Below are 25,380 nucleotides of genomic sequence, written 5' to 3'. Positions count from 1 at the left end.
TCCGGGAACCGGGTTGCTCGAGAGACTTGGTTGCTCGAGAGACATGGTTGCTCAGCTAACGGGTTGCCGCCAGCCGCATTCGGGTCATCCACTTCGCACCGTTCCCGGTGGTCAGCGCGATCACGACGACGGCAACCAGTGCTCCGATGGTGGTTTCCACCGCCCGGTCAACGGTCAGGTCCCACGCCGGCTGCGTGGAGACGAATCCCGTCATCAGCAGGGCCACCGGAGTCAGGAACACCATGGCAAGGCCGTAGTGCCGGATCACGTAGATCTCACCGCCGAGCTGCAGGAGTGCCAGGAGAATCGCCAACTGCACGGGCGACCAGTCCGGCTGCAGCAGCAGGGCCGACAGCAACACCCCGGCATAGGTCCCGAGGATGAAGTGTCCGGCCCGGGCCGGGGCATCGGCCGCATCCGCTGCGGCAATCGGCGCACAGGCGGCGAGCATCGCCCAGTAGCTGTGCCCGGGACCGAGGACCAGGGCCAAGGAACCCGCCGCAGCTACCGCGGCCACATACCGTCCCGAGTGCACCAAGATGCCGGCCCAATCCGGGGCCGGGGCTGATTGCCGCTCAAGCCGGGGCAGGTGCGTCCGGGGCGTGTGCGTCCGGGCATGAAGCCGGCCGGCGACACCGAGCAGCACCGCGGTCAGGGCACTGCCGGCCACGGCCAGCGCCGCTTCCCCGATCGAGCCGGCAAACGGTGCTGCGGCGGTTGCAGTGAACGCGAAGATATAGGTAAACGGGCCCGCGGGACGCACCCGAAGTCGGTCGGCCGCAACGGATATTCCGCCGGCCACCAGTGTGGCGGCGGCAACCATTTCCCAGTCGCTGCGTCCCGCGATCGACATGGACACGCCCGCCACGACGGTCAGGCACATCAGCACGCCGGACTGCGCCTGGTGCCGCAGCCGGCGCCAGTGCGGTTCGGTGCGGCCGAACACGCCGGTCAGTGAGCCGAAGATGGCGCACAGGGTCAGGTCGGTCCGGCCCAGCAGGATGAGCACCAGCAGCGGAATAAACAGGCCCACGGCAACCCGGACGGCGGGAATCCGGTGGCCCCGGCCGGAGGGAACAGAAAAGAAACTATGGAGAAAGTGCCGCACCGGTTACATCCGCGCCTTGGTCTTGGCCGTAGCCTTCGCCGACCACGGATCCTCGGGCCACGGATGCTTGGGATATTTGCCCCGCATCTGGGCCCGGACCTGCACATAGGGGCCGGACCAGAAGGAGGCCAGATCATCGGTCACGGCGAGCGGCGCCCGCGCCGGGGAGAGCAGGTGAAACAGCACCGGCACCCGTCCCTGGACCAGCCGCGGGGTATCCGCCCAGCCAAAGCACTCCTGCAGCTTGACCGCAACCACCGGCCGGCCGCCGTCGTCGTCCGCGGCCGGATAGCTGATCCGCACATGGGAGCCGCTGGGCACCTGCAGGCGTTCCGGTGCCAGCTCTCCCAGTCGCGACGCTTCCGGCCAGGGAAGCAGCCGGCGCAGCGGGTCGGTCAGGTCGATGGCGTTTACGGATGCCCCGGCGGCCAGCGCCTGCAGCTCCGGAGCCAGCCAGGCATCGAGCCGGGCCAGCAAGGCCGGCTCCGAAACATCCGGCCAGGGCGCGCCCAGCTCGCGGTGCAGCAGGGCCAACCGGCGCCGCAGCGCGTCAGCGGCCGGCGAGAATCCGATGACCCCCAGCCCCTCCCGGGCCAGCGCGCGGGCCACTGCGGCCCGGCCCTCGGCGGCTGACGGGCGGACCGGTGTGGAGGACAGCACGATCGCGCCCAGCCGGCGCTCACGCCTGGCCTTTACGCGGCCGGCGGTGAACTTCGCCTCCACAGTGTCGGTCAGCAGATGCCGGGCCGCGGCTTCCGCACTGTCCTGGCTCAGCGGGGCGGCCGATCGAATCACGGCTCCGGTGCCGGAAGCATCGCGGCCCTGGGCCCGGGAGACTTCGGCAACGGCGAGCCACTCGTGTCCGCTCAGTGCGCTGCCGGCCGGCAATCCGGCACGGGTTCCGCTCGAAAGCAGGTATCGCTCCCCTGTTCCGGCATCGCCCGGGACCCGCCGGGCGATGCGGTCCGGAAAAGCCAGCCCGACCACAAAACCGAGGACGTCAGCGTCTGGCACGGTTGCCGCAGCCGGCTTTGAGGCGCCGGTATCCGCACGCCGGGCCAGCGACTGCAGCCTTCGCACGTCCTCGGACCAGCGCCGCTCCCCCGGATCCCGGCCGGCGCGCAGGCCGGACAGCAGACGCGGAAGATCGGCACCGGAGGCACGGAGATCTCCCGACACCAGGGCCACGGCTTCGGCGGCGGAACGGGCGCCGACGACGGCGGTTCCGTCCAGCAGGGCGCGCGCCAGCCGGGGATCTGCTGGAATGCCGGCCAGTGTCTTGCCGAGGGCGGTGACGGTGCCGGAGGCGTCGATGGCACCGAGGTCGCGCAGGACTGCCAATGCGTCCTGCAGGGCGGCCGACGGCGGGGCATCGGGCAGCGCCAGCCCTTCGCCGCCGGGTGCTCCCCAGCACGCCAGAACCAGTGCGGCGGCGGTCAGGTCCGCGACGGCTATCTCGGGGGTCTGGTGCGCCGGTGCGGCGCCAAAGGTGCGTTCGTCATAGCAGCGGATAACCCGGCCTGGTCCCTGGCGGGCGGCTCGTCCGGCCCGCTGCACCGCCGAAGCCCGTGAGCAGGACACCGTGACCAGTCCCGACATGCCGCGGACTGCATCCCGTCGGGGTTCCCGGGCGAGACCGGAATCGATCACCAGGCGCACGCCCGGAACGGTCAGCGACGACTCGGCGAGGCTGGTGGAGACGATGATCCGAGGTGCGCCGCCGGGGCTACGGCCCGACACTGCCCGGTCCTGCTCCCGCGGATCGACCTGCCCGTGCAGTTCCAGCACCTCGGTTCCGGCTGCGGTTCCAGCTGCGGTTCCGGCTGCGACGCGGCTGCGGATCCGGGACGCCACGAAAGACACTTCCCAGGCACCCGGGACGAAGACCAGGGCATCAGCCTGCGGATTGGCGGCCAGCATTTCCGCATGTCCGTCGGCGGCCGTATCGGCGACATGAGCCAGGAAGGTGCGGGTCACCCCGTGTTCGTCAATGCGCAGCGAAGAACCCGGCGTCCAGCGCACCTCCAGCGGATGCAGCGCCGAGGGGCAGCCGACGACGGGTGCCGGGCCGCCGTCGTCGTCGTTGTTGCCGATCAGCGAGGCAAAGCGGGGAGCGTCCAGTGTTGCGGACATGGCCACCAGGGTGAGGTCCTCCCGCAGCTGGCGGACTTCGTTGAGCATGCCCAGGAGCAGGTCGGTTTCCAGCCCGCGTTCGTGGACCTCATCAAGCACGACGGCGGCGGTGCCCTCCAGTCCCGGATCGGCCAGCAGGCGGCGCAGCAGGATTCCCGGCGTGACAAACTCGATCACCGTGTCCGGGCCCGTGTGGCTCTCACCCCGGACGGTGTAGCCGATCCTGCCGCCCACCGCGCTTCTGTCCAACGAAGCCAGGCGGCGGGCCGCGGACCGGGCCGCAACCCGGCGCGGCTGGGTCACCACGATGCGCGGAATCGCGCCGGAGGAAGCAGTACGCCTGGTCAGCAGATTAGCCAGCAGCGGCGGAACCAGGGTCGTCTTTCCGGTGCCCGGCGGTGCCTGGACCACCGCGGTTCCGGCGGGTCCCGCCTGCAACGTCGAAGCCCTGCCGGTTGCTGAATCCAGTGCGGCTTCCGCCGGGGTCAGTGCGGCCGCGAGATCCTGCAGCGACTCTGCGAAGACCAGCCCCGCACCAATGACCTGCAGGTCGAAAGGCAAGGGGTGTTGGGCAGGATCCATGGGGGCAATCGGCGTTGTCACTACTCCATTGTCCCGCGTGATCCCGGCTGTCTCGTCCAGCCCGGTGCCGGCAGGGAATCATTGGAGCCCTGCCACACGGACGGCTTCAAGGGAAGCCGTCCGATCGGGCGGCTGCCAGAACCCGGTATTCATACGTTTCCTTGATTTCAGTACTGAGCATCTGGTCCGCACTCAGTGCTGAGCATGTGGTCCGCGCACGGCTGGAGGTGGCGGAGCCATGGATTGATAGACATGTCCGGTGGGGGTCGTGGTCATCACGCGGTGCCGGCCGGGCGAACCCGCGGGATTTCCGACGCCTGAACCGCCAGGCGGTGGATCGGTGGGCGGCGAGTCGGCTGCTTGTGCGCTCCAGCCTGGTGCTTCCTTGGCTTGGTTGCAGGCCTCGCAGAGTCCCTGAATGTTCTCGGCACTGGTTGGTCCGCCCTCGCGGACGGGGGTGATGTGGTCGTAGTGCCGGATCGGTGCTCCGCACCACGGGGTCCGGCAGATCTGGTCGCGGGCTGCGATCAGCCGGGCCAGGCCGCCGGGGACGAGGCGTGCCCGGGAATCCATCGCGGTCAGCTGCCCGGAGTTCGGTGCGACGTAGAGCCGGCGGAGCCAGACTTCGGTGCGCGGATCCGGCCGCCGCGCCACCGTACCCCAGCCGGCTGTTGCGCTGCCCCGGTCGCGGGCGGGACCACGGGCGGGGCCTCGGGCCGGGTTACGGGTGGGACCACGGGCCGGAATAGGTGCGGGACCACGGGCCGGATTACGGGCGGGGCCTCGGGCCTGGTCCCTGTTCCCGGGAGCCGGGTTGTCCGGGCTGTCCGGGCTGTCCGGGCTGTCCGGGCTGGCATCGTCCGGAACCGGGTCGGGACCGCGGATCAGGTCCCGGGCCCACTGCGCGGGAACGATTCCGTATCCGGCCAGCACGGCCGGTTCGGCTCCGTCGGGCACGAAGGATTCCACCGGTTGGCCAGCTGCTATCCCGCCAAAGCTCGCCGTCCCGGGGTCTTTGGTCTCCGCAGATGTCCTGACAGCGCCCAGCTCCGCACCCGTGTCCGCACCCGTGTCCGTATTCGTGTCCGTCCCCGTGTCCGTGTCCGTATTCGTGTCCGTCCCCGTGTCCGTGTCCGTATTCGTGCCCGTGCCTGTGTTTGTGTCTGTGTCTGTGTCTGTGTTTGTGTCTGGGGGCAGGATGCCGTGCAGCAGGGTCCGGTCCGTCATGATCAGCTGCACCTCGACCCGCACGTCCTCGGCCCTGGCCTGGCCGGTGGTGCGTTCCACGAGGGTGTCGGCCATGATCTGGCCCTTCGTCCGCGGGTCCCCGGCAGCCCGCAGCCGGTCCGCGTCCCGGGTCAACGCCGCGAACACGCCCACGCCCTGGGCAACCGGCAGCAACGCGGTCAGATACGTCATGGTGTCCGGGGCCGGACGGCAGGACACATACCGTTCGGAAACGGCATGCGCGGCACGGTTGACCACGGCATGCGGGTCCAGGCCGTAGGACAGGGACTTGATCCGGGCGATCAGCTTCCGGTCTCCGAGCTGTTCCAGTTCCGCGGGGTTCCCGGCGATCTGTTCATCGACTTTCTGCCGGTCGGCCAGGGTCAGGCAGGCGGTCTCGCGGACCAGGAGCGTGGCCCGCCACTCGTTGATCACCCCGGTGGAGAGGGCGTGCAGGGTGTGCGGCATTTCGGTGGTCAGGATCCTTGCCAGGCCCAGCAGTTTGGCACCGTTATGCGGAGAGTCCCGGCGCGCCAGGGCCAGTTGCGCTGCCACACCCCGACCCAGCTGCTCGGCCTTCAGACCGGCCCGGGCCTGGGCGCGGCGGGTGGAAGCGTCAAAGGCCGCCGCGGCCTTGGCCTGGGCGGCGGCGATGACGCACTTCAATTCCTCCAACGCCCGGATCTCGTTGATCAGGCAGACCCGCTCCGCAGCCTCCAGATCCTCCACAATCGTGGAAGGGCGGGAGCCAATCCCGGCAGCCTCGGCAATCCCGGCTGCGGGGACAATCCCGGTAGTCCCGGCAGCGGGGGCAGCCCCGGCTGCGGGGGCACCGGAACCAGCCCCGGACACCGGCAACGGCGCAGGGCTCACCGCGTTGGACAACGCGTTGGAAGCGTCGGGGCCGGGAGCTCGGCTGTCGTCTTTGGCAGCTCTGGAGTAGTACATGTCTTCTATTTTAGTGGCGCAAGGCACATTCTCAGAGGTTTGGCATTACTGGAGTTGTCCACCTAATTACCCTATTTCTGAGTCGGCGCTCTAAGCTCCTGGGCTGTCGGCCGCTGCCCTACGCGCCGCCTCTCCCACGGCGTCCAACTTCACCCGCTGCCCCTGACAGAAGTGGGGTGGGCCACCATGTAGCTTGAGGTTGATTGGCTGCGAGCGCCCGCCTTGTTCGTGCAAGCCCCGCGGCTCCGTGAACAGCCGTTGCTTCCGCCGTCATTGCATCCTGCCGCCGATGGGCCGAGAATCGTGTTTCTGCCAGCATCGTTCCTTAGCAATTCCTGAGCCAGCACCAGCGTCAGACAAGCAGCAGAGTCAGAGCCAGAGCCAGAGCCAGCACCAGCGTCAGCAACACGACAGAGGTGGAACGCCAGTGAACCAACCAAACCAGGACCAGCGCACCGCCGCTGCACGGTTGCAACTCTTACGCGGGGGAACCACCGCAGCAGAAGCCCTGGCGTTCTTCGATTCCCTCCCTCCGCTTCACCTCGACGAAGCAGCCGGTTCCTGGCGCGGATCCGAGGTACCGACAGGACATCCATTGAACGGCGTCCTGGGCAGCTTGGGCTGGCATGGAAAGCGGTTCGACGGCGTCGAAGCCGCCCATCCCCTGGTTTTCGAAACACGAAGTGGCCGGCTCTTCGAGGTGAATCCGGGACTGGTTCCCTTGAAGCTGGCCCTGCACCTTGCCCCGCTGTTGCGCCGCCGGGCGGTCGGCAGGCTCATCCGCCCGGTGCTGCAGCTGGCCCGGACTACTCGGCCGCGGGCACGGCTTCGCATGATGGAGTACCGCGGTGTCGGTTCCGCCACCATGATTTACGACGCTCTGCCGATCAACGACGCCTTCCGGAGGGTCGATTCGACCACATTGCTCGGTGCCATGGATCTCCGCGGACCCGGCTCACCGTTCATCTTCTCCCTCCACAGGATCCCGTGAGCACTTCCCCCTCCACAGAGCCCCCGCTTGTTGCACGACTCCGGGCGGCCGGCTGCGTGTTTGCCGAAGAGGAAGCGGCACTCCTCATCACCGAGGCGGCGAGCGCTGAAACCCTGGAACAGATGGTCCGGCGCCGCATCAGCGGGCTGCCGCTGGAACAAGTCCTCGGGTGGTCAGAGTTCTTCGGGCTGCGGGTCCCTGTGGCTCCAGGGGTGTTCGTTCCGCGGCGCCGGACAGAACTGCTCGCGGAGCGCGCCGTCGACGTCATCTCGAGCAGGGACCGTCCGGCGGTGGTGGAGCTCTGCTGCGGCTCCGGCGCCATCAGCCTGGCCATGGCAGCACACACGACCACGTCCCCCGAGCTGCATGCCGTCGACATCCAGCCGGCGTCGGTGCAACGAGCCAGCGTCACGCTCACCGGACTGGCAACCGTCTACGCGGGTGACCTGTTCTCTCCCCTGCCCCCTGCACTGCGAGGCCGGATCGACGCCGTCGTCGCCAATGCTCCGTACATTCCCACCGCGCAGCTGGGCACCATGCCGCGGGAGGCCCGCGATCATGAGCCGGCGATAACGCTCGACGGCGGCAGCGACGGCTTGGACCTGCTCCGCCGGATCATAGCCGCGGCACCCGATTGGCTGAGCCCGGACGGCTGTGTGCTGCTGGAGTGCAGCGAGCATCAGTCGGAGGCAGTGGCCGGGATCATGGCGTCCGCGGACTTCCGCCCCGAAATTGTCCGCCGGGAGGAGACTGATGCCACAGTCGCCATCGGCCGTCGGGGGTCTGGTACTGCGGAGGCACCAAGATAGGGAAGACTGGAGGTTCGCAATCTCCAAAGGTGGAACCACTTGATCAATCTTCAGCAGGACAACGACGGCTTCATCCACATGGAACGCCACTTCCCCCAGTCGGCGTCCGTCACCATCACCTTCGCCGACGGAACCACCGAGGAAATCTCCGGTGCAACGATCAACAAGGCGTACGACGCCGCCCTGGCGGACTTCCGCCTCAAGAACAACCTGGATGCCAAGGGATTCACCCGCATCGCGAAGAAGCGGGTCCTGGACAACAACAAGATCAACTTCGTTCCCGTGCACCCCGGCATGGGCCAGTAGGTTCGACCGCCGGACTGTAACTGGCTCACTGCCGCCGCGGCTGCAGTGAGCTTTTTGCTGCCACCCGCCGTTCTGCCGCCAGATGCCCGGTGATCAGCCGCAGCAGCTCGGGCAGCACGGCCGGATGGAGATAGTGGCCCATTCCGGGAATCGTCACACGGCGTGAGCCGGAAATTGCAGCAGCAGTGGCCACTCCCCCGCTGGGGTGCACGATGGGATCCCGGTCTCCGTGGATTACCAGGGTGGGCGCGGTGATCAGGGCCAGATCGCGCGTGCGGTCCTGCGAGGCGTTGATGGCGCCGAGCTGCCGCGACCGCGCAGATCCGCCGTCCGGGAATGCACCCCGGTCCCAGGCCAGACCCGCCATTTCGGCCTCGGCCGCCGGGTCGGCCGGATGGGTCCGCCCGGCCAGATGCCGCATCATGCTTACCCGGGCACGGATGAACTGGTCGCGGGTCCCCGGTGGCCGGGCCGCGAAGCGCCGCTTGGTGGACAGCGCTGCCGCACCGGTTTTGCGGGCTCCGGTGGTGGAAATAACGGAGGTCAGGGTCAGGGTCCGGTCCGGATGGTGGGCGGCCACAGCCTGGGCAATCATTCCTCCCAACGACATTCCCACGAGATGGGCGCGCGGCAGACCCAGGCAGTCAAGCAGCCCGACGACGTCGTCGGCCATGTCTTCCACGCGGTAGGCGCCGGCCACCGGACGCGCCAACACCTGGTCCAGCAGGGTTGGAGCGGGTGTGCGCATCCGGCTGGAGCGGCCGCCGTCGCGGTTGTCCGGCCGGATCACGCGGTAGCCGGCAGCGGCCAGGCCGTCAACGAACGCGGCCGGCCACGAGGTCAGGTCCAAGCCCAGGCCGGCGATGAGGACCACCGGTTCGCCGTCGTCGGGCCCGTTGACCCGGTAACACAGCCGCACGCCGGTTCCGAGAGTGGCGAACTGGTCGGCTTCGGCTTTCCTCGCTGCAGGTTCCTCCCGCGGATCAAAGCCCTCCGGCCCGGTGAAACGCAGATGCTTGTCGACCAGCGCACCGTGCTGCAGATCCCTGCGGTCGGCCAGGAAGTTCATGCTCATCAGCCACGGCGCCTCGGTCCCCTGCCGGGGCAGGGTGCCCAGACTGCGTTGGACGTAGCTGGCGCCGAAGTCCAGCAGCGGCCGCGTCTGAAGGCCGGCGGGCGCCTCCGGAACCGCGGCGGTGTAACCGTGCCGGTCCATATGGGTCAGCAGCCGCACGAACCATTGGGCCAGCAGCCCCACCTTGAGCGTCCAGGAAGCATTGGTGTAGCCGATGGCGAAGGCCATGTTGGGCACCCCGCTGAGCATGATTCCGCGGTACGCCACCGTCGCCGCAAGGTCCACCGGCACACCGTCGATGCGCAGTTCCATGCCGCCCAGGATCTGGATGGTGAACCCGGTGGCGGTCACGACGACGTCGGCCTCCACTTCCTGCCCCGACGCCAGTTCGATCCCGTGCCCGGTGAACCGTGCAACCTGGCCGGTGACCATTTCTGTCCGACCGCCGCGCAGGGCCGCGAAGAAATCGCCGTCCGGCACCGCGCACAGCCGCTGGTCCCACGGACCGTACGGCGGGTTCAAATGCGCGTCCACATCAAACCCCGGCGGAACCACCCTGCCCTGGATTGCTCGGATGACCCTCCGGGAGGCGCGCGGCCAGCGCTGGCAGAAGGACCAGATGGCCCGCTGCCGGCGGGCGCTGACCTCGGCCATGATCCGCCCGGTGCGGTCCGGGCCGACGACGCCGCGCAGTCGGCGCGCAAGGGGATCCTCCGCCGGGACCGGGACGATATAGGAGGGAGTGCGCTGAACCATCGTTACCTGTGCCCCGCGGGCGGCAAGTGCCGGCACCAGGGTGACGGCGGTGGCGCCGCTGCCGATTACCGCTATGCGTTTTCCGGCCACGTCCAGGTCTTCGGGCCAGTGCTGCGGGTGCACAATCGGACCCGAAAAGAACTCCGCTCCGGGGAGATCCGGAGTGTAGCCCCGGTCGTAGCGGTAATAGCCGGCGGCATTGAAAATCCAGCCCGCGGTGAAGTTGCTGAACTCCCCGGTTCCCACCGGTTCCTGGTCAGTGCCGTCCGGGTGCGTCCCCGGCACCCTGGTGTGTTCCACGCGCACCTTCCAGTGCGCGTCCCGGCCGGACCAGTCCGCCGAGACGACCCGGTGGTGGTAGCGGATCAGCGCGTCAACGCCGTACTCCGCAGCGGTTTCCTCAAGGTAGCGAAGGATGCTCGGGCCATCGGCAATGGCCTTCTCCTCCCGCCACGGCCGAAAATCATAACCGAAGGTGTAGAGGTCGGAGTCGGAGCGGATTCCCGGATAGCGGAAGAGGTCCCAGGTGCCGCCGGAGCGGCCGCGCGACTCGAAAAGCGCAATGGAACGGCCGGGATGGTCGGTGCGCAGGCGGCAAGCGGCACCAATCCCGCTCAGTCCCGCACCGACAATCAGCACGTCCAGGTGCTCCACGGTCTGCTTGGATTCCATGACTCCCCGTTCCGACCAGCCCGTTCCGACCCGTCTGTGGTTCACCGGCACGCCTTCATGCCCGCTGAAACCGACACTATCGGACCCTTCGGACATTGTTGCCTGCCGACAGGTTCGAACCGCTGACCCGCACCGTTGTCCGGCGTAGCCGAGCCGGACCAGTGTCGCTGCCGGAGCCGGAGCCGCTAGTCCTGGGTGCCGAACGCGGCGTCGAAGGAGGCCGACGGCGGCGGGTAGTCATAGGCGCGCAGTTTCGCCAGCGCTTCGGGTGCGCCGTGCAAACGGTCCATCGACGCGTCTTCCCATTCCACGGAGATCGGACCGTCGTAGCCGATGGCGGCCAGGGCACGGAAGCTGGCCTCCCACGGGACGCTCCCCCGTCCGGCCGAGACGAAGTCCCAGCCGCGCCGCGGATCGCCCCACGGCAGGTGGGACCCGAGCACTGTCCGTTGTCCGCTGAGGTTCAGCAAGGTGTCCTTGCAGTCCACATGGTAGATCCTGTCCTTGAAGTCCCGAATGAAGCCCACTGGATCAATGCCCTGCCACATGAAATGGCTCGGATCCCAGTTCAGCCCGAAGGCCGGCCGGTGGTCCACTGCCTCCAAGGCCCGGACCGTGGTCCAGTAGTCGTAGGCGATCTCCGAGGGATGGACCTCGTGCGCGAATCGGACACCGCACTCATCGAACACGTCAAGGATGGGGTTCCAGCGGTCCGCGAAGTCCTGGTAACCGGCATCGATCACGCTTTGCGGGACCGGCGGGAACATGGCCACGAACTGCCAAATGGAGGAGCCGGTGAAGCCGACAACAGTGTCCGCGCCCAGTGCACGCGCCAGCCGAGCAGTGTTCTTCAGTTCCTCCGCCGCACGCTGCCGCACGCCTTCCGGGTCTCCATCGCCCCAGACCCGCGATCCGACGATCGCCTGGTGGCGGAAGTCGATGGGATCGTCGCAGACGGCCTGCCCCTTGAGGTGGTTGGAAATGGTCCAGACCTTGAGGTTGTACTTCTCAAGCAGCTCCAGCTTTTCGGCAACGTAGTCCTCGTCGTCCCAGCGCCAGGCGTCGAGGTGGTCGCCGGCAACGGTGATCTCAAGCCCGTCGTAGCCCCAGGATGAGGCCAGCCTGGCCACTTCCTCGAGCGGAAGGTCCGCCCACTGTCCGGTAAACAGAGTAAAATTGCGTGTCATGGAATTTCTCCTCGGGTATTGGACCGGACGTCGGTGTTCGGCCCTGGTCAGATTTCGGTCGTCTTGGTCCAGATGCTCTCGGCTGCCGCACTGCGTTCGACTCCGCTGAGGACCTGTTGCACCTGCAGTCCGTCGGCGAACGAGGGCTCCGGCTGGCGCCCCGCTGCTATGGCTTCCACGAAGTCTTTGACCTGATGCGTGAAGCCATGCTCGTAGCCGAGCATGTGTCCGGTGGGCCACCACGCGGACATATACGGGTGTTCGGGCTCGGTGACCATGATGTCGGTGAACCCCTGGCGCGTCGCGGGAGCTGTTGCGTCATAGAAACCCAGCGAGTTCATCTTTTCCAGATCGAAGCTGATGGCGCCGCGCGAGCCGGCGACTTCAATCCGGAGTGCGTTCTTGCGCCCGGTGGACATCCGGGTCGCTTCGAAGGAGCCCACGGCACCGCCGTCGAACCGGCCGTGAAAGAGCGCCAGGTCATCCACCGTGACGGCGCCCCTCTCCTCAGCTGCCGTCCCGGCCAGCCCTGAAGCGCGGCCCAGCAAGGGCCGCTCATGGACAAAGGTGTGGAGGGTGCCGCTGACGGCAGCGATCTTTTGGCCGGTGATGAACTGCGCGAGGTCGACGGCGTGGGCGCCCAGGTCGCCCAGGGCCCCGGAGCCTGCCTGGTCCTTCTGAAGGCGCCAGGTCAACGGCGCTTCCGGGTCAACCAGCCAATCCTGCAGGTAGGCGGCGCGTACCTGCCGAATCTCTCCGACGGCCCCGGACTGCACCAGTTCCCTGGCGAACGCTGCCGCCGGCACGCGGCGGTACGTGAAGCCCACCATGGCGAGCGCGCTGCCGCCCGCGGCCTCCGCAGCGGCCGCCATGGCGGCGGCCTCTTCAAGGGTGTTGGCAAGCGGTTTCTCGCACAGCACGTGCTTGCCGGCTTCGAGGGCAGCGATGGCAATCTCGGCATGGGACGCACCGGGGGTGACAATGTCGACGACGTCGATATCGTCGCGCGCTACGGCGGCACGCCAGTCCGTTTCGACCTCAGCCCAGCCCCATTTGCGGGCAGCGGACTCAGCCGCTGTGCTGTTCCTCCCCACCAACAGGGCCATCTCCGGGGCGGCCGGCAGATCATGGAACCGCGGCGCCACCCGCCACCCCTGCGAATGGGCCGCACCCATGAAGCCGTGGCCAATCATGGCAACCCTCAGGGACGGTACGTCGTTCAACATTTTTCCTCTTATTCCGCGGCTGTTAGGAACCAGGATCGGCGGCGGGGCACCCGCAACAAGGGCGCCCCGCCTCCAGGTCCTAGGATTCGAAGGCGGTGGGCAGATACTGGTCGACGTTTTCCTGGGTGACCACCGGAGCATTCAGGACAATGCGCTTCGGGACTTCGACTTCCACCAGGTCGCTCATTGCCTTGTCCTGGGCGATCAGCCTGGCCAGGCGAATTCCGTCCGCCGCCTGCGTGGAGGGATAGATCACCGTGGCTTCCAGGACGCTTTCCCCGGACTGGATCTCGCGCATGGCGTTTGCTGATCCGGCACCGCCCACCATGAAGAACTCATCCCGGCCGGCGTTGTCGATCGCCGCCAGGACCCCGATGCCCTGATCGTCGTCGTGGTTCCAGATGGCGTCAATTTCCGGGGCGGCGGACAGCAGCTGCGACGTGGTCGCTTCGCCGCCCTGGACGGTGAAGTCCGAGGCGACCCGGTTGTCCACGTCCAGCCCGCAGGTCTCAAGGGCATCCGCGAAGCCCCGGCTGCGGTCCTGCGTCAGGGGCAGCGAGTCAATGCCGGCGATTTCGGCGACGACGGCATCGCTGTTCCCGCTGAGCTTCTCGCAAATATAGTTCCCGGCGCTCACGCCCATGCCGTAGTTGTCCCCCAGGACGGTGGCGCGGGCTGCGGAAGGGCTGGAGAACTCACGGTCAACGTTGATCACCGGAATACCGGCCTCGGTGGCCTGCGTTGCGACCTGGGTCAGGGCCGCACCGTCGGTCGGCAGCAACACAATGGCATCAACTCCGTCGTTGATGAACTGTTCCACCTGGCTGATCTGGAGGTTGGCATCGTTGGTGCCTTCGGCCACTCTCAGGTCCACGTCCGGCAGGTCCTCTGCCGCCGCGAGAGCAGCGCTGTTGATGGCACCGAGCCAACCGTGGTCGGCAGCCGGTCCCGAGAATCCAATGACTACCGTGTCCCCCTCGGCCTGGTTCCCTTCAACCGATGCATTTGTGGGCTGGCTGTCACCTTCATCGCCGTCGGCTGTGCACCCGGTGACCAGCGAACCTACAGCCAGGAAGGCACCGGTGGTGATGAGCATTTTCCGTTTCTTAAGAACTGCGGGCATCTGTGTCTCCTCATTGAGTAGGTGCGTCTTCGCCAAGGACACGGCCACCTCTGAAGCCGCAACTTTGCGTGACCTGCATCACAATAACAGAAGATCGAAAATAATCGACGACCTTATACCGAGCACCGACATAATGTGTTAGGTTCCTCACATGTTCGATGGAGACCAGCCCCCTTTGCTCGAGGTGCGCGGCATCACGAAGCGGTTCGGTGCAGTACAGGTACTCAAAGGCGTGGACCTGCAGGTGCGCCCCGGAGAGGTCCACTGCGTGATGGGCCAAAACGGTGCCGGGAAGTCCACATTGATCAAGACGCTCTCCGGCGTGCATCAGCCGGAGGGAGGCGTGATCCTCTGGGAAGGCCGGGAGGTCTCGCTTTCGCATCCCACAGAGGCCCTGGGCCTGGGCATTGCAACGATGTACCAGGAACTGGACGTGGTGGACGGCCTGACGGTGGCCGAGAACATTTTTCTCGGCCATGAAAAGGCCAGCGCAGGGATCCTCCACGTCAGGAGGGTCAATGCCCTCACTCGATCATTGCTGGAACGGCTCGGACACGGCCGGCTCTCACCCTCCGTCGAGGTGGGGACGCTGTCGGCCGCAAACAAGCAAATCGTCAGCCTGGCGCGTGCACTGTCCCGCGACACCAAGCTGATCATCATGGACGAACCAAGTGCCGTCCTCGATTCGGGAGAGGTGGCCAACCTCTTCCGCGTGGTGCGGGAGCTCACCACCCAGGGGATCGCGGTGGTGTACATTTCCCATCGCCTGGAGGAGATCCGCCAGATCGGTGACCGGATTTCAGTGCTCAAGGACGGAAGGAGCACTGCGAGCGGGCTTCAGGTTGAGGAAACCTCCAGATCCGAGCTGATTCGGCTCATGACGGGACGGGACGTCGAGAACGTCTTTCCCGAACGGAAACCGGTGGATCCGGACGCGCCGGTCGTGCTCGACGTGGAAGACCTGGAGCTGCAGGGGCTCTTTCGGAAGGTCAGCTTCCAGGTAAGGGCGGGTGAAATCCTGGGCTTCGCCGGACTGGTCGGATCCAAGCGTTCCGAAATTCTGGAAACCATCTGCGGGGTCCGGAAAGCAACGTCGGGCAGGGTCTCGGTTAAAGGCCGGAGGATCCGCCCCGGCTCGGTAAGCGCCGCCGTCAACGCCGGGATCGGGCTCTCCCCGGAAGAACGGAAAAGCCAGGGGCTGATATTGGATGAGCCGCTTTTCAAGAACGTCACGCTGTCCACCTTCGAACGGTTCGCACGTGCCGGCTACCTCAACGAGAAAGCCGAACGGGACGCTGCCCGAGCTCAAATCAGCGCCCTGGAACTGCGGCCGGCCGACCCGGACCGCCCCACCCGCACCCTTTCCGGCGGTAATCAGCAGAAGATCCTCCTTGCCCGCTGGCTGGTGCACGGGACTCCGGTATTACTGCTCGACGAACCGACCCGTGGCGTCGATGTCGGTGCGCGGGCGGAAATCTACAGCCTGATCCGCCGGCTCGCCGCGGACGGAACAGCCATTATCGTCATCTCCAGCGAGATCGAGGAAGTGCTGGGGCTTGCGGATACGGTGCTCGTCATCGATGACGGCAACGTCCTCACCGAAACCAACCCAAGCGACATTGACGAGCACGGCGTGCTCGACCTGATTATGAAGGGAAGTGCCGCGTGAGCGAGCCAAACACCACTGTCGCTAATCCAGCTGACACCCCGCCCGGCGGCTCCAGCCCAGCCAGGACGAACCCGCTGAAAGGTGCCCTTGGCGGTTCCGTGGGTCGCAGCCTCGGTCTGGTCATTGCGCTGGCCCTGCTGTTCGTGGTGGGCGCGGTCACCAGTGGCGACCGGTTCCTGAATGTGGAGAACCTGCTCACCATCCTGCGGCTTGCGTCCGTCATCGGCGTCATCAGCATTGGCGTCACCTTCGTCATTACCGCCGGGGGCATCGACCTTTCCGTGGGGTCCGTCATGGGCCTGGCCACGGTGGTCGCCAGCCTGAAGAGCGTCCAGCTCGCGGCAACCGAATCATCGTGGCTGATCATGGTCCTGGTCCCACTCGCGGTCGGCGCGGGAGTCGGGCTGTTGAACGGGGTGGTGATTGCCTACGGAAACGTGGTGGCCTTCATCGCCACGCTCGCGACGCTTGTGGCGGCACGAGGCCTGGCTGAACTCATCTCAGGCCGGAGCACCCAAATCGTGACGAACCGGGACTTCCTCAAGGTCATGAGGGGCGAGTTCCTCGGCGTTCCGGTTCTCGTGTGGATTTTCATCGTGGCGGCTGCGACGGGCTGGTTCCTGCTGAACCGCACCACCTTCGGCCGGAGGACCGTTGCGATTGGAGGAAACCGCGAAGCGTCCCGGCTCGCAGGCATAAAGGTCAAACGGCACTTGGTGACGCTCTACGTTCTCTCCGGGCTCTGCGCCGGCATTGCCGCAGTGATGATGCTCGGCCGAACAACGGCAGGCACCTCAACCCACGGCCTGCTCTACGAACTCGACGCGATTGCCGCCGTCGTCGTAGGAGGAACCCTGCTTATCGGCGGCCGCGGAACCATTATGGGCACGGTCCTCGGTGTGCTCATCTTCAGCACCCTCACCAACGTCTTTACGCAAAACAACCTGGACACCTCCGTCCAAGCCATAGTGAAAGGCTCGATCATCGTGGTCGCGGTCCTCCTGCAGCAGCGTTTCGCCGCCGGGCGGCCATCCAAGCGGGGAGGCTAGTCTCACGCACGCAGCGACGGCATCGGCAGCGGGCATCGGCAGGCAGCGAAGAACAAGCAGGGGGCGCAGCAGTGAACTTCCTTAACACAGAGTACGCACTGGAAACGGATGCCGATCTGGACCTGGTTGAAGAAGTGCTGGACTGGTTCTTCACGGACGCCAAGCTGCGCGCGGTCTCCGTCCATCCGGCCTACCTCAGCCTTTGGGAAGCCATCGAACGGAGCGCCGCCAGCGGAAAACGCTTTCGCCCGCGTCTTCTTCTGCTGGCCTACCGCCAGCTGGGAGGAACGGAGCCCGCCGCCGCGGCCAGGCTCGCAGCCGCCTATGAACTCCTCCACAATGCGTTCCTCATCCATGACGACGTCATCGACAGGGACATCATGAGGCACGGCGTTCCCAACGTCTCCGGGCACTACAGCAACAAGGCCCGGCGCGCAGGCGCTTCGGCCTCGGCCGCCCAGCATGCCGGCATGACATCCGGACTCCTTGCCGGAGACCTGGTCCTTGCCGGGGCCTACCGCCTCCACGGAAGCGTCGAAACGTGCGCCAAGGTCCGGGAGAAACTCGACGGCATCCTGGACTACGCAGTGTTCTCCTCGATCGGCGGAGAACTCCTGGATGTCGAATTCGCCCGCGCCGTGGAGATGCCCTCGCCGGAGGAGATCCGGACGGTGGCCCGCCGAAAAACGTCCGTCTACTCCTTTGAAGCCCCGCTTCAGGCCGGCGCGGTGCTGGCGGGAGCCGCGGCCTCCGTTGCAGCAACACTCGCAGCCTTCGGACGCGACGCCGGAATTGCCTACCAGATTGCTGATGACGTCCTCGGGGTTTTCGGGCAGGAACAGCACACCGGAAAGACGAACTGGGGAGACCTCAGGGAAGGCAAACGGACAGCCATGCTCTCCTACGCGGCGACGAAACCTCAGTGGGGGCGGATTGCGGAACTCATAGGATCCGACCGGATGACGGCTGCGGAGGCGCAAAGAGTCCGTACCCTGCTGACGGAATGCGGGGCGCGGGAACACGCTGTCCAACTGGCATCCGAGCATGCCCAGTCCGCCCTCAAGCAATTGGGAGAGGAAGTGCCGGCTGGGCTCGGCGAGACCTTGGAAGGACTTCTGTCTTCGGTGGTTGACGGTCTTCGTTCGCTTTGAGCCTCCTTTGCGGAGGTGGTGTTTCCGAGCTGGTACCTGCGAGCAGAAATACTATGGGAAACTAGTCCGGTTCTGGCGCCGTCCGCCAGAGGGACCTACAACGGGGGCAGAATATGCAGGCCTGGAATCCGACCTCACGAACACCTGCCGCATGACTGCCGCGGCACAGGGCAAGAACACCGCGCGCACGTACCTCGGCAGCAATCGCGATTCGAGCCGCCAGCACAACCTGTCCACAGTCCTGCAGCTCGTGCACTCCACGGCCGGCGTATCCCGTGCCCAGCTCACGCGGACCACAGGACTCAACCGTTCCACCATTGGGGCGCTGGTCTCTGAGCTTTCACAGCTGGGGCTGGTGATCGAAAGCGACATTGATCAGGCCCAGCAGCACGGCCGTCCGAGCATCATGATCGAGCCGAGCCCCGCCACCCTGGCCTTGTCCGTCAACCCGGACGTCGACGTCGTCAGCGTCGCCCTGGTCTCGCTGGGCGGCCGCATCGTCAACGCAGTCCGTTTCCACACTGTCAGGGCTCCGTCAGCAGTCGAAGTGGTAAACATTGTGTCCGCGGTCTACTCAGGCATGCGTACTGCACTGCCGCCCGGGCACCGTGTCGTGGGTGTCGGACTCGCCATTCCCGGGCTGGTGGAACCCGGCGGCGGAAAAGTCATAGAGGCACCGCATCTCGGCTGGCGTGACGAGCCGCTTCCCGCCCTGCTCAGCGACGCGCTCCAGCTGAGGACAGTCAGCGCCAACGACGCCGTAGTGGGGGCGATTGCGCAGGCTGCCTTCGGAGCCGGGCAGGACGTTCCGGACCTGGTGTACCTCTACGGCGGGGCAAGCGGGATTGGCGGCGGAATCATGAGCGGCGGCCATTTGGTGCGGGGCGCAACCGGGTTCGCCGGACAGCTGGGCCACACCCATGTGCGCACAAATGGTGCCGCCTGCACCTGTGGCTCCAGTGGCTGCCTCGAGGCCGAGGTCACCAGGGAAGCGCTTATCAAAGCCATCGGTCTGCCGCCCGGCGAGACCGAGAACCTCGAAGAAATCCTCATGGAGAAGCTTCAGGACGGGTCCGCGGGTGATGAGGTGCGGTCGGTGATCCAGCAGCAGGTCGGCTTGCTCGCTGTGGGATTGAAAACAGTGATCAGCCTCGTCAACCCCTCAGTTGTGGTTTTGGGAGGGTTCCTCCGCATCTTGGTCCGTGCAGCACCGGGCGCCTTGGACGAGGCGCTGCACGGGTCCGGCATCCGCGGGCCATGGGAGAACGTGAGAATTGAGCTTGCTCCGCTTGGGGACGATCCCATCCTGATAGGAGCAGCGGAGCTGGTTTTCGAACCTTTGCTGTCAGACCCGGCAGGCTTCCTGCAGGGGCCGGCGGGCGAATCACAGGCAGGCGAATAACAGGGTCAAGGGAAAGGACCCTGTGCCGGTTTCCCGGCACAGGGTCCTTTCCTGCTTATGCTCCTTTTCCGGGGACTCGAGTTCCTTCGTCCCGCAGCAACGCTAGCTGGTGGGAGTCAGAACAACTTCGGCGGTTCCGGTCAAGGGACCCGTTCCACCATCACCCGCATCCGTGTAGGAAGCACTGAAAACGCCCGACAGGTTGTCGACGCCGGGATCATGCCCCTCAGGCACGGTGGTGGTGATGGTCCCGGTGCAGCCCGTGGTGCTCGTTTGCGGGTGACCGTGGGCGTCGTGACCCAGAATGTAGGTGACCTGGACCTGAGAGCAATCCACAGGCTGGTCGTCGGTGACGACAACTTCGTAGCTGACGGTGTCACCGAACTGGAAGGTTTGACCTGCGACAGGCGTCACAAACTCCACCACCGGCGCCTGGTTGCCTACTTCAACAACAACCTCCGCGGACGAGGACTTGCCCCTGTGCTTGCCACCCTGATCGGTCACCTGGAGGCTTGCCCTGTAGGTTCCGATCTCTTCATAGGTGTGCGTCGGATTGGGATTCCGCGAGTCCACCACGCCATCGGAATTGAAGTCCCATGCGTAGCGCAGCCTGTCGCCGTCCGCGTCCGTGGTGCCCGCGCTGGAGAACTGGACGGTCAGGGGAGGCAGGCCCACGGTGGGATTACCGGAAGCCACGGCTACCGGGCTGTGGTTCCCGCCCTCGCCGATGTAGTCGATGCGGGAGAGCTGGGCGTCCGGGTTCTCACCGAAATACCCGTCACCGTACTCCAGTACGTACAGCGCGCCGTCAGGGCCGAACTCCATATCCATGGGGTTGTCGACCACCATTGAGCTGACGACGTCCTCGATCGAGGCGAGCTCGCCCCTCTTCATGGTCATCGCCTTGATGTAGTCACGTGTCCACTCGTACAGGAACGACTTGCCGTCGTAGTATTTCGGCCAGGCCACGGACGACCGTCCCTTGCTCGCCTTCTTGTCGAAATCGTAGACCGGGCCGGCCATCGGGCCGATTCCGCCGGAGCCCAGTTCCGGGAAGTTCTCGGAAGCGTCGTAGGAATACCAGACCTCAGGCTGGGCCACCGGGGGCAGCCTGCGCAGACCCGTGTTGTTGGGCGACTCGTTTACGGGTGCCGCGCAGTTGAACGCCGCACCGGAGGTATTGGTGGCGAAGTCGTAGTCCACGTAAGGGAGCTCTGCGGTGGCGCAGTAGGGCCAGCCGTAGTTGGACGGCTTGGTCACAACTGCCCATTTGCCGGTTCCCGCCGGACCCCGGAGTGGGTCGGCGCTGCCGGCGTCGGGTGAATAATCCGCGATGAAGAGCTCGCCGGTCTTCCGGTCCAGTTCAATGCGGAACGGGTTACGCAGCCCCATCACGTAGATTTCGGGACGCGTGAGAGGAGTTCCTGGCCGAAAGAGGTTTCCCTTGGGGATAGTGTATCCGCCGTCTCTCTGGGGGGTTATCCGCAGCACCTTGCCGCGGAGGTCGTTTGTGTTGCCGGAGGTCCGCTGGGCATCGTACGCCGGGTTGCTTTCGGGCCGTTCGTCGAGCGGGCTGTAGCCGCCGGACGAGAAGGGATTGGTGTCGTCACCCGTGGAGAGGTAAAGGTTCCCCTGGGCGTCGAAAACGATGTCGCCCCCGACATGGCAGCAGAGGCCGCGGTCTACGGGCACCTCCAGCATCCGCTGTTCGCTGGCCAGGTTGATGGTGGAGCCGTCGAACCGGAACCTCGACAGCTGGAGGTATCCCTTGAAGGGCTCAAAATCCGCGGGCGTACCCGTGGCAGGCGCATCGCCCTCGTTGACACCCGGGGTTGCCGGATCATCAACCGGCGTATCCAGGGGCGGGGAATAGTACATGTAGACCCAGTTGTGGCCTCTTTTCCCGAACTTCGGATCAATCGCGATGCTCTGCAAACCTTCTTCGTCGTGCTCATAGACGTCGAGGGTCCCCGCCAGGGTATTCAGGCCCGTGGCGGCGTCGTTCAGCCATACCTCACCCTGGCGGGTGGTATGCAGGACGTCCTTATTGGGCAGCACCGCGAGATCGACGGGTTCGCCCGGGAAGTCGTTCAGGGTTACTTTTTGGAACGCCGAGTCCGGCGGAGGCGCTTCGGGCGCCCCCGGCCGCGGTTTCGCCTGTGCCGGAGCTGCCGCAAGCGATACGGCCATCAGCGCGGCCAGCGCCAGCGCCATGCTGCCGCGCCGTGCACGCTTGGCCGAAGTTTTGCTGGCATCCGTCGGATGCCCGGGTGATTGAGCTAACCCGCGTCTTGTGACTGTCATCGCTCTCTCTTCTCGCCATTGAGGGACCCGGACCAGCCCGAGTCAGGTTCGTTGAACGCTAACGGAGGCCTTCTGGAATCGCTAGTGGTTTGAAAGAACAAAGTCACTCATTTTTCATGTGCTCCCGGCACACGCACTCGCCCGGGCACAACAAGAGCGCCCCTGTAGGGTTGGAATCGAGTTTCGGGGATTGTTGTTAGACAAACAAAAGTCAGCTGGTCATTCGGGCAGTCCCTGTGTTTGGAGGACGAGGGACTTGACCGCTGCAGCAGGGACGGGTTTCCCTCGGCGCAGCAGCTCTTCGGCAAAAGGCGGCATTCGTTCTTCGGAAGAGATCACCATCGGCGTGCTGTTTCGAGAGCCGGGAAGCCTCCCGTGAGTCCCGCGGACGTGCCCTGGGTTCAAAGGCACGGTGCTCATGGCATAGCGCAGCCCGGCTTTTTTCCTGATCAGGTTCAGGCCCGCCTTGGCCTTCGCCAGCTTGTCAGCCGGGTCGAAGAAGAGTTCGCCCGGGTCATACCCCGGCTTTCTATGGATATCGACGCCGCGTGCATATTCGGGCGCACGGGCATCGTCGAGCCAGAAATAGTACGTGAACCAGGCGCCCGGCTCGGCAATAACGACGAGTTCTCCGGACCTCTCATGGTCCAGCCCGTACTTCCCCTGGGCATTCCGGTCCAGGACTTCATCGATCCCCCGGGTCGCCCTGAGAATATCCGCTGTGCGGGCCACGTCGCCTGCATCCTGGACGTAAACGTGCGCCACCTGGTGGTCTGCGACGGCAAAGGCGCGGGAGGCCCACGTATCCAGTTGCTCCTTCCCGTCCTGTACATAGACCTCCAGCAAGCCCTCCCTGCGCAGGACTCGGTTAATGTCCACGGGCAGATGTGCGTCTTCGATCCCGTACTCGGCTACGGCGATGACCGCGTACCCGCGGGCCTGGGCTTCGTCCAGCAAGGGAGCCAGTGCCGCATCAAGCTCGGCAGCGGCGGTGGCGGCTTGGGTGTGGTTGGGGCCGAAACGCTGAAGGTCATAATCGAGATGCGGAAGATACGCCATGAGGAGCTCCGGTGCCTGGCTTCGCAGAACGTGCCGGGTCGACTCAACGATCCATTGCGTGGATTGAATGCCTGCGCCCGGGCCCCAGTACTGGAACAGCGGAAACTCGCCGTACCGGGACACCAAGTCCTCATGCAGCGCCGGCGGACGGATGTAGGCGTCCGGCGATTTCCTTCCGTCCGCGTGATAGATCGGGCGGGGAGTCACTGTCAGGTCCGTTGACATGCCCATGGCGTACCACCAGCAAATGTTGCCGGCGCGGTAATCCGGTTCTTTGCGCCGGGCACTTTCCCAGATCTTTTCTCCGGCGACCAGCTTGTTGTGCTGGCGCCAAAAGAAGACGTCCCCAAGTTCACGGAAATACCAGCCGTTGCCGACAATCCCGTGTTCCGACGGCGCCAGGCCGGTGAGCATGGTGGACTGGACCGTGCAGGTGACGGCCGGAAGGACGGTGGCCAGTTCGGAGGACCACCCCGCGGCAGCGAGTTTGGACAGGCGGGGCATGTGCCGCAGTGACAGGGCAGTGAGCCCCACGACGTCGAGCAGCAGTACCGGTTTCAAGGGTTCTCCTTAGATGTAGTGGGGCATGCATGGCTGTCGTCAGGACGGCGCCGGGGCCAACAGGTGGGACCGGGCCCAGGCGATTTCTCCTGCTATTCCTTCCACGAGATCGGTTTGTTTCCCGGGCAGGACACTCCACGTGTAGGTTTCAATGTCCAGGTGCACTTCGTGCCCGTACGGCAGGCTGCTGACTTCAGCCACGGTTCTTTCCAGCACTTCCGCCGTCGTCTCCAGCGGAAGGTCCGGCACCAGGTGCAGCGGCATGTGGAAATGGACTCGCCAGGGGCCTCTGCCCGGCAGCCCGTTCAGCGCCTGCGGCAAGTCGTCTGCCATCAACACGGTCCCGTCGCGTCCCAGCTCCCGGACCTGGTGCAGGTAGCGCGGTTCCGCGAACGCCTCGAGCGCGCTGCGGGCGGCCTCGTCCGAGGGCGCGGCCACGTGCAGTGCGGCGGAAGCTTGGACTTTGACGATGCGCAGGCCTGCTGCCCCGACGCTGCGGACGGCGGCGGCCGGATCGGCGAAGGACACCGCCAGGTGGCACGTGTCTATGCACAGGCCGACGTACTCGGGGTCGATGCCTCTCGGGATGCGTGCCGCCAGCCATCCTGCAACATCCGAGACGGTGTCGAGCACGCAGCCCGGTTCCGGTTCCACAGCTATCCGGACCGTCTTTCCCGTGCGCTCCTTCAGCGTTCGCAACCCTTCGCACAGCTCAGCGAACGCCACGGTGGCGGCGGCGTCGTCGTCGGCCGTCCAGGGATCACGCCAGCCCAGAGGCAGCGTGGAGATTGACCCCGGGGTGTCTTCCGGCAACAGGGCGGCGAGGACCTCGGCGCACTCCAGCGTGTACTGCAGCCGCTCCCGCTGTGCCCAGGTGGGCTTGTAGACGTCCGTCTTCACAACCTCGTTGTGGAAGCCGCCGTAGGGAAAGGCGTTCAGGGTGTGGATGTGCAGGCCCTGCTCGGTGAGGACCTCCCGAAGCACCGCGATGTCCCCGGCGCTTCCCGCCAGACGGCTGGCGAGGCCTGCCGGCAGCCACAGCCCGACGCCGAGAACGTCCAGGCCTGCTCTGCGGCGGACAGGGCCGGCGTAGTCGCGGAGCTGCCGGATTACCCCGTCAAGGTCCTCCGCCGGATGCACGTTGGTGCAGTAGGAAAGCCGCATTAGGCGCGGACACCCCGCAGCAGTGAGTTGCCTTCGAACGTCGCCCCGGCTCCGCCCAGCTCCGCGCCGTCAAACCCGGGGATCGGATCGAGGATCAGCTGGCCGCTTTGGCCGTAGAAGTCGACCGGATTCTGCCACAGGACCCGTTCGACGTCGTCCGCCGTGAATCCACCGGTGAGCATGGCTTTCGCCGTGCTCACCGTCTTGAGCGGGTCGGACTTGCCCCAGTCCGCCGCAGAATTAACCAGCACCTTGTCCGTTCCGTACTCGTGAAGTATCGCGACCAGGCGTTTTTCGTCCATCTTGGTGTCCGGATAGATGGAGAACCCCATCCAGGCTCCGGCGTCCTTCACCATGCCCACGTTCGTCTCATTGAGGTGGTCCACCACCACCATCGAAGGAGCAAGCGCCGACTCACGAATGATGTCCAGTGTCCGGCGCGTGCCCAGGAGCTTCTCCCGGTGCGGGGTGTGCACCAGCGCAGGAAGGGAAAACTCGTGGGCCAGGTCCAGTTGGCGGATGAAGGCTTCATCCTCCGCCGGGGTCATCGAATCAAAGCCGATCTCCCCGACGGCAACGACGCCTTCTTTCGCCAGGTACCGGGGAATCTCGTCCAGGACGGGGACGCATCTGGGATCGTTTGCCTCCTTGGGGTTAAGGGCGATCGTGGCGTGGTGGCGAATACCAAATTGGGAAGCCCGGAACCGTTCCCACCCCAGCAGGGAATCAAAATAGTCGATGAACGATCCGACGCTGGTCCGGGGCTGCCCCAACCAGAAGGCGGGCTCAACCAGTGCCCGCACCCCGCCCGCGTAGAGGGCGGCATAGTCGTCGGTCGTGCGGCTGGTCATGTGGATATGCGGGTCGAAAATACGCAT

Annotated in this window: 18 protein-coding genes; 7 read left to right on the top strand and 11 right to left on the bottom strand. The window is 65.9% G+C overall.

From position 1 onward, the window contains the following. Positions 1-55: 55 nt before the first annotated feature. The 3 genes from QNO08_RS08265 to QNO08_RS08255 form a co-directional block, all read right to left on the bottom strand. Entirely contained in the window at positions 56-1,033 is a 978-nt protein-coding gene (locus QNO08_RS08265; RefSeq protein ID WP_229966021.1) for an FUSC family protein, read from the bottom strand. A gap of 78 nt (positions 1,034-1,111) precedes the next feature. Beyond that, complete coding sequence (gene hrpB / locus QNO08_RS08260; RefSeq protein WP_229966100.1) at positions 1,112-3,823, bottom strand: ATP-dependent helicase HrpB; 2,712 nt, start codon at positions 3,821-3,823, stop codon at positions 1,112-1,114. Positions 3,824-4,015: 192 nt separating this feature from the next. Then, positions 4,016-5,998: an HNH endonuclease gene (locus QNO08_RS08255; RefSeq protein ID WP_229966022.1), complete on the bottom strand. Its 1,983-nt coding sequence runs from the start codon at positions 5,996-5,998 to the stop codon at positions 4,016-4,018. Between the two features lie 427 nt (positions 5,999-6,425). On the opposite strand from QNO08_RS08255, the gene QNO08_RS08250 reads away from it, so the two are divergent. From QNO08_RS08250 to QNO08_RS08240, 3 genes are read left to right on the top strand one after another with little or no spacing between them, the layout of a single operon-like run. Further along, positions 6,426-6,989 carry a DUF4334 domain-containing protein gene (locus QNO08_RS08250; RefSeq protein ID WP_229966023.1) on the top strand — a complete coding sequence of 188 codons (564 nt, stop codon included), beginning with the start codon at positions 6,426-6,428 and terminating at the stop codon, positions 6,987-6,989. Next, positions 6,986-7,798 carry a putative protein N(5)-glutamine methyltransferase gene (locus QNO08_RS08245; protein WP_229966024.1) on the top strand — a complete coding sequence of 271 codons (813 nt, stop codon included), beginning with the start codon at positions 6,986-6,988 and terminating at the stop codon, positions 7,796-7,798. The genes QNO08_RS08250 and QNO08_RS08245 overlap by 4 nt, the downstream gene beginning before the upstream one ends. A 39-nt stretch (positions 7,799-7,837) precedes the next feature. Then, the gene (locus tag QNO08_RS08240) at positions 7,838-8,104 is read left to right on the top strand and encodes a hypothetical protein (protein WP_229966025.1); all 267 of its coding nucleotides are present in this window, start codon (positions 7,838-7,840) and stop codon (positions 8,102-8,104) included. A 25-nt stretch (positions 8,105-8,129) separates the two neighbouring features. Here QNO08_RS08240 and QNO08_RS08235 read toward each other — a convergent pair whose 3' ends face one another. From QNO08_RS08235 to QNO08_RS08220, 4 genes are all read right to left on the bottom strand, one after another. Beyond that, positions 8,130-10,607: an alpha/beta fold hydrolase gene (locus tag QNO08_RS08235; RefSeq protein ID WP_229966026.1), complete on the bottom strand. Its 2,478-nt coding sequence runs from the start codon at positions 10,605-10,607 to the stop codon at positions 8,130-8,132. Between the two features lie 185 nt (positions 10,608-10,792). Further along, positions 10,793-11,794, bottom strand: a complete 1,002-nt coding sequence (locus QNO08_RS08230) for a sugar phosphate isomerase/epimerase family protein (RefSeq protein WP_229966027.1) — start codon at positions 11,792-11,794, stop codon at positions 10,793-10,795. Between the two features lie 47 nt (positions 11,795-11,841). Further along, entirely contained in the window at positions 11,842-13,020 is a 1,179-nt protein-coding gene (locus tag QNO08_RS08225; protein ID WP_229966028.1) for a Gfo/Idh/MocA family protein, read from the bottom strand. A gap of 79 nt (positions 13,021-13,099) precedes the next feature. After that, the gene (locus tag QNO08_RS08220) at positions 13,100-14,143 is read right to left on the bottom strand and encodes a substrate-binding domain-containing protein (RefSeq protein WP_229966029.1); all 1,044 of its coding nucleotides are present in this window, start codon (positions 14,141-14,143) and stop codon (positions 13,100-13,102) included. Between the two features lie 151 nt (positions 14,144-14,294). Between QNO08_RS08220 and QNO08_RS08215 the strand changes: the two genes are divergently transcribed. From QNO08_RS08215 to QNO08_RS08200, 4 genes are all read left to right on the top strand, one after another. Further along, complete coding sequence (locus tag QNO08_RS08215) at positions 14,295-15,812, top strand: sugar ABC transporter ATP-binding protein (protein WP_229966030.1); 1,518 nt, start codon at positions 14,295-14,297, stop codon at positions 15,810-15,812. Then, positions 15,809-16,861, top strand: a complete 1,053-nt coding sequence (locus QNO08_RS08210) for an ABC transporter permease (RefSeq protein ID WP_442860497.1) — start codon at positions 15,809-15,811, stop codon at positions 16,859-16,861. Before QNO08_RS08215 ends, QNO08_RS08210 begins: the two co-directional genes overlap by 4 nt. Positions 16,862-16,932: 71 nt before the next feature. Then, positions 16,933-18,012 carry a polyprenyl synthetase family protein gene (locus tag QNO08_RS08205; RefSeq protein ID WP_229966031.1) on the top strand — a complete coding sequence of 360 codons (1,080 nt, stop codon included), beginning with the start codon at positions 16,933-16,935 and terminating at the stop codon, positions 18,010-18,012. 151 nt (positions 18,013-18,163) lie between these two features. Further along, positions 18,164-19,414, top strand: coding sequence for an ROK family protein (locus tag QNO08_RS08200; RefSeq protein WP_229966032.1), 1,251 nt, complete (start codon positions 18,164-18,166; stop codon positions 19,412-19,414). Positions 19,415-19,516: 102 nt separating this feature from the next. Here QNO08_RS08200 and QNO08_RS08195 read toward each other — a convergent pair whose 3' ends face one another. From QNO08_RS08195 to QNO08_RS08180, 4 genes are all read right to left on the bottom strand, one after another. Beyond that, complete coding sequence (locus tag QNO08_RS08195; RefSeq protein WP_229966033.1) at positions 19,517-21,718, bottom strand: PQQ-dependent sugar dehydrogenase; 2,202 nt, start codon at positions 21,716-21,718, stop codon at positions 19,517-19,519. Positions 21,719-21,937: 219 nt separating this feature from the next. Further along, the gene (locus tag QNO08_RS08190; RefSeq protein WP_229966034.1) at positions 21,938-23,338 is read right to left on the bottom strand and encodes an alkaline phosphatase family protein; all 1,401 of its coding nucleotides are present in this window, start codon (positions 23,336-23,338) and stop codon (positions 21,938-21,940) included. 39 nt (positions 23,339-23,377) lie between these two features. Beyond that, positions 23,378-24,502, bottom strand: a complete 1,125-nt coding sequence (eboE, locus tag QNO08_RS08185) for a metabolite traffic protein EboE (RefSeq protein WP_229966035.1) — start codon at positions 24,500-24,502, stop codon at positions 23,378-23,380. Beyond that, positions 24,502-25,380: a TatD family hydrolase gene (locus tag QNO08_RS08180; RefSeq protein ID WP_229966036.1), complete on the bottom strand. Its 879-nt coding sequence runs from the start codon at positions 25,378-25,380 to the stop codon at positions 24,502-24,504. The genes eboE and QNO08_RS08180 overlap by 1 nt, the downstream gene beginning before the upstream one ends.

It is taken from the genome of Arthrobacter sp. zg-Y820 (assembly GCF_030142155.1).
GTDB lineage: Bacteria > Actinomycetota > Actinomycetes > Actinomycetales > Micrococcaceae > Arthrobacter_B.
This window is presented reverse-complemented; position numbering and strand designations above follow the sequence as displayed.

Coding starts and splice junctions, on each gene's coding strand:
- QNO08_RS08230 (WP_229966027.1), bottom strand. CDS start 11,794: ATGACACGCAATTTTACTCTGTTTACCGGACAGTGGGCGGACCTTCCG.
- QNO08_RS08180 (WP_229966036.1), bottom strand. CDS start 25,380: ATGCGTATTTTCGACCCGCATATCCACATGACCAGCCGCACGACCGAC.
- QNO08_RS08200 (WP_229966032.1), top strand. CDS start 18,164: ATGACTGCCGCGGCACAGGGCAAGAACACCGCGCGCACGTACCTCGGC.
- QNO08_RS08235 (WP_229966026.1), bottom strand. CDS start 10,607: ATGGAATCCAAGCAGACCGTGGAGCACCTGGACGTGCTGATTGTCGGT.
- QNO08_RS08225 (WP_229966028.1), bottom strand. CDS start 13,020: ATGTTGAACGACGTACCGTCCCTGAGGGTTGCCATGATTGGCCACGGC.
- QNO08_RS08195 (WP_229966033.1), bottom strand. CDS start 21,718: ATGACAGTCACAAGACGCGGGTTAGCTCAATCACCCGGGCATCCGACG.
- QNO08_RS08220 (WP_229966029.1), bottom strand. CDS start 14,143: ATGCCCGCAGTTCTTAAGAAACGGAAAATGCTCATCACCACCGGTGCC.
- eboE (WP_229966035.1), bottom strand. CDS start 24,502: ATGCGGCTTTCCTACTGCACCAACGTGCATCCGGCGGAGGACCTTGAC.
- QNO08_RS08215 (WP_229966030.1), top strand. CDS start 14,295: ATGTTCGATGGAGACCAGCCCCCTTTGCTCGAGGTGCGCGGCATCACG.
- QNO08_RS08255 (WP_229966022.1), bottom strand. CDS start 5,998: ATGTACTACTCCAGAGCTGCCAAAGACGACAGCCGAGCTCCCGGCCCC.
- hrpB (WP_229966100.1), bottom strand. CDS start 3,823: ATGGATCCTGCCCAACACCCCTTGCCTTTCGACCTGCAGGTCATTGGT.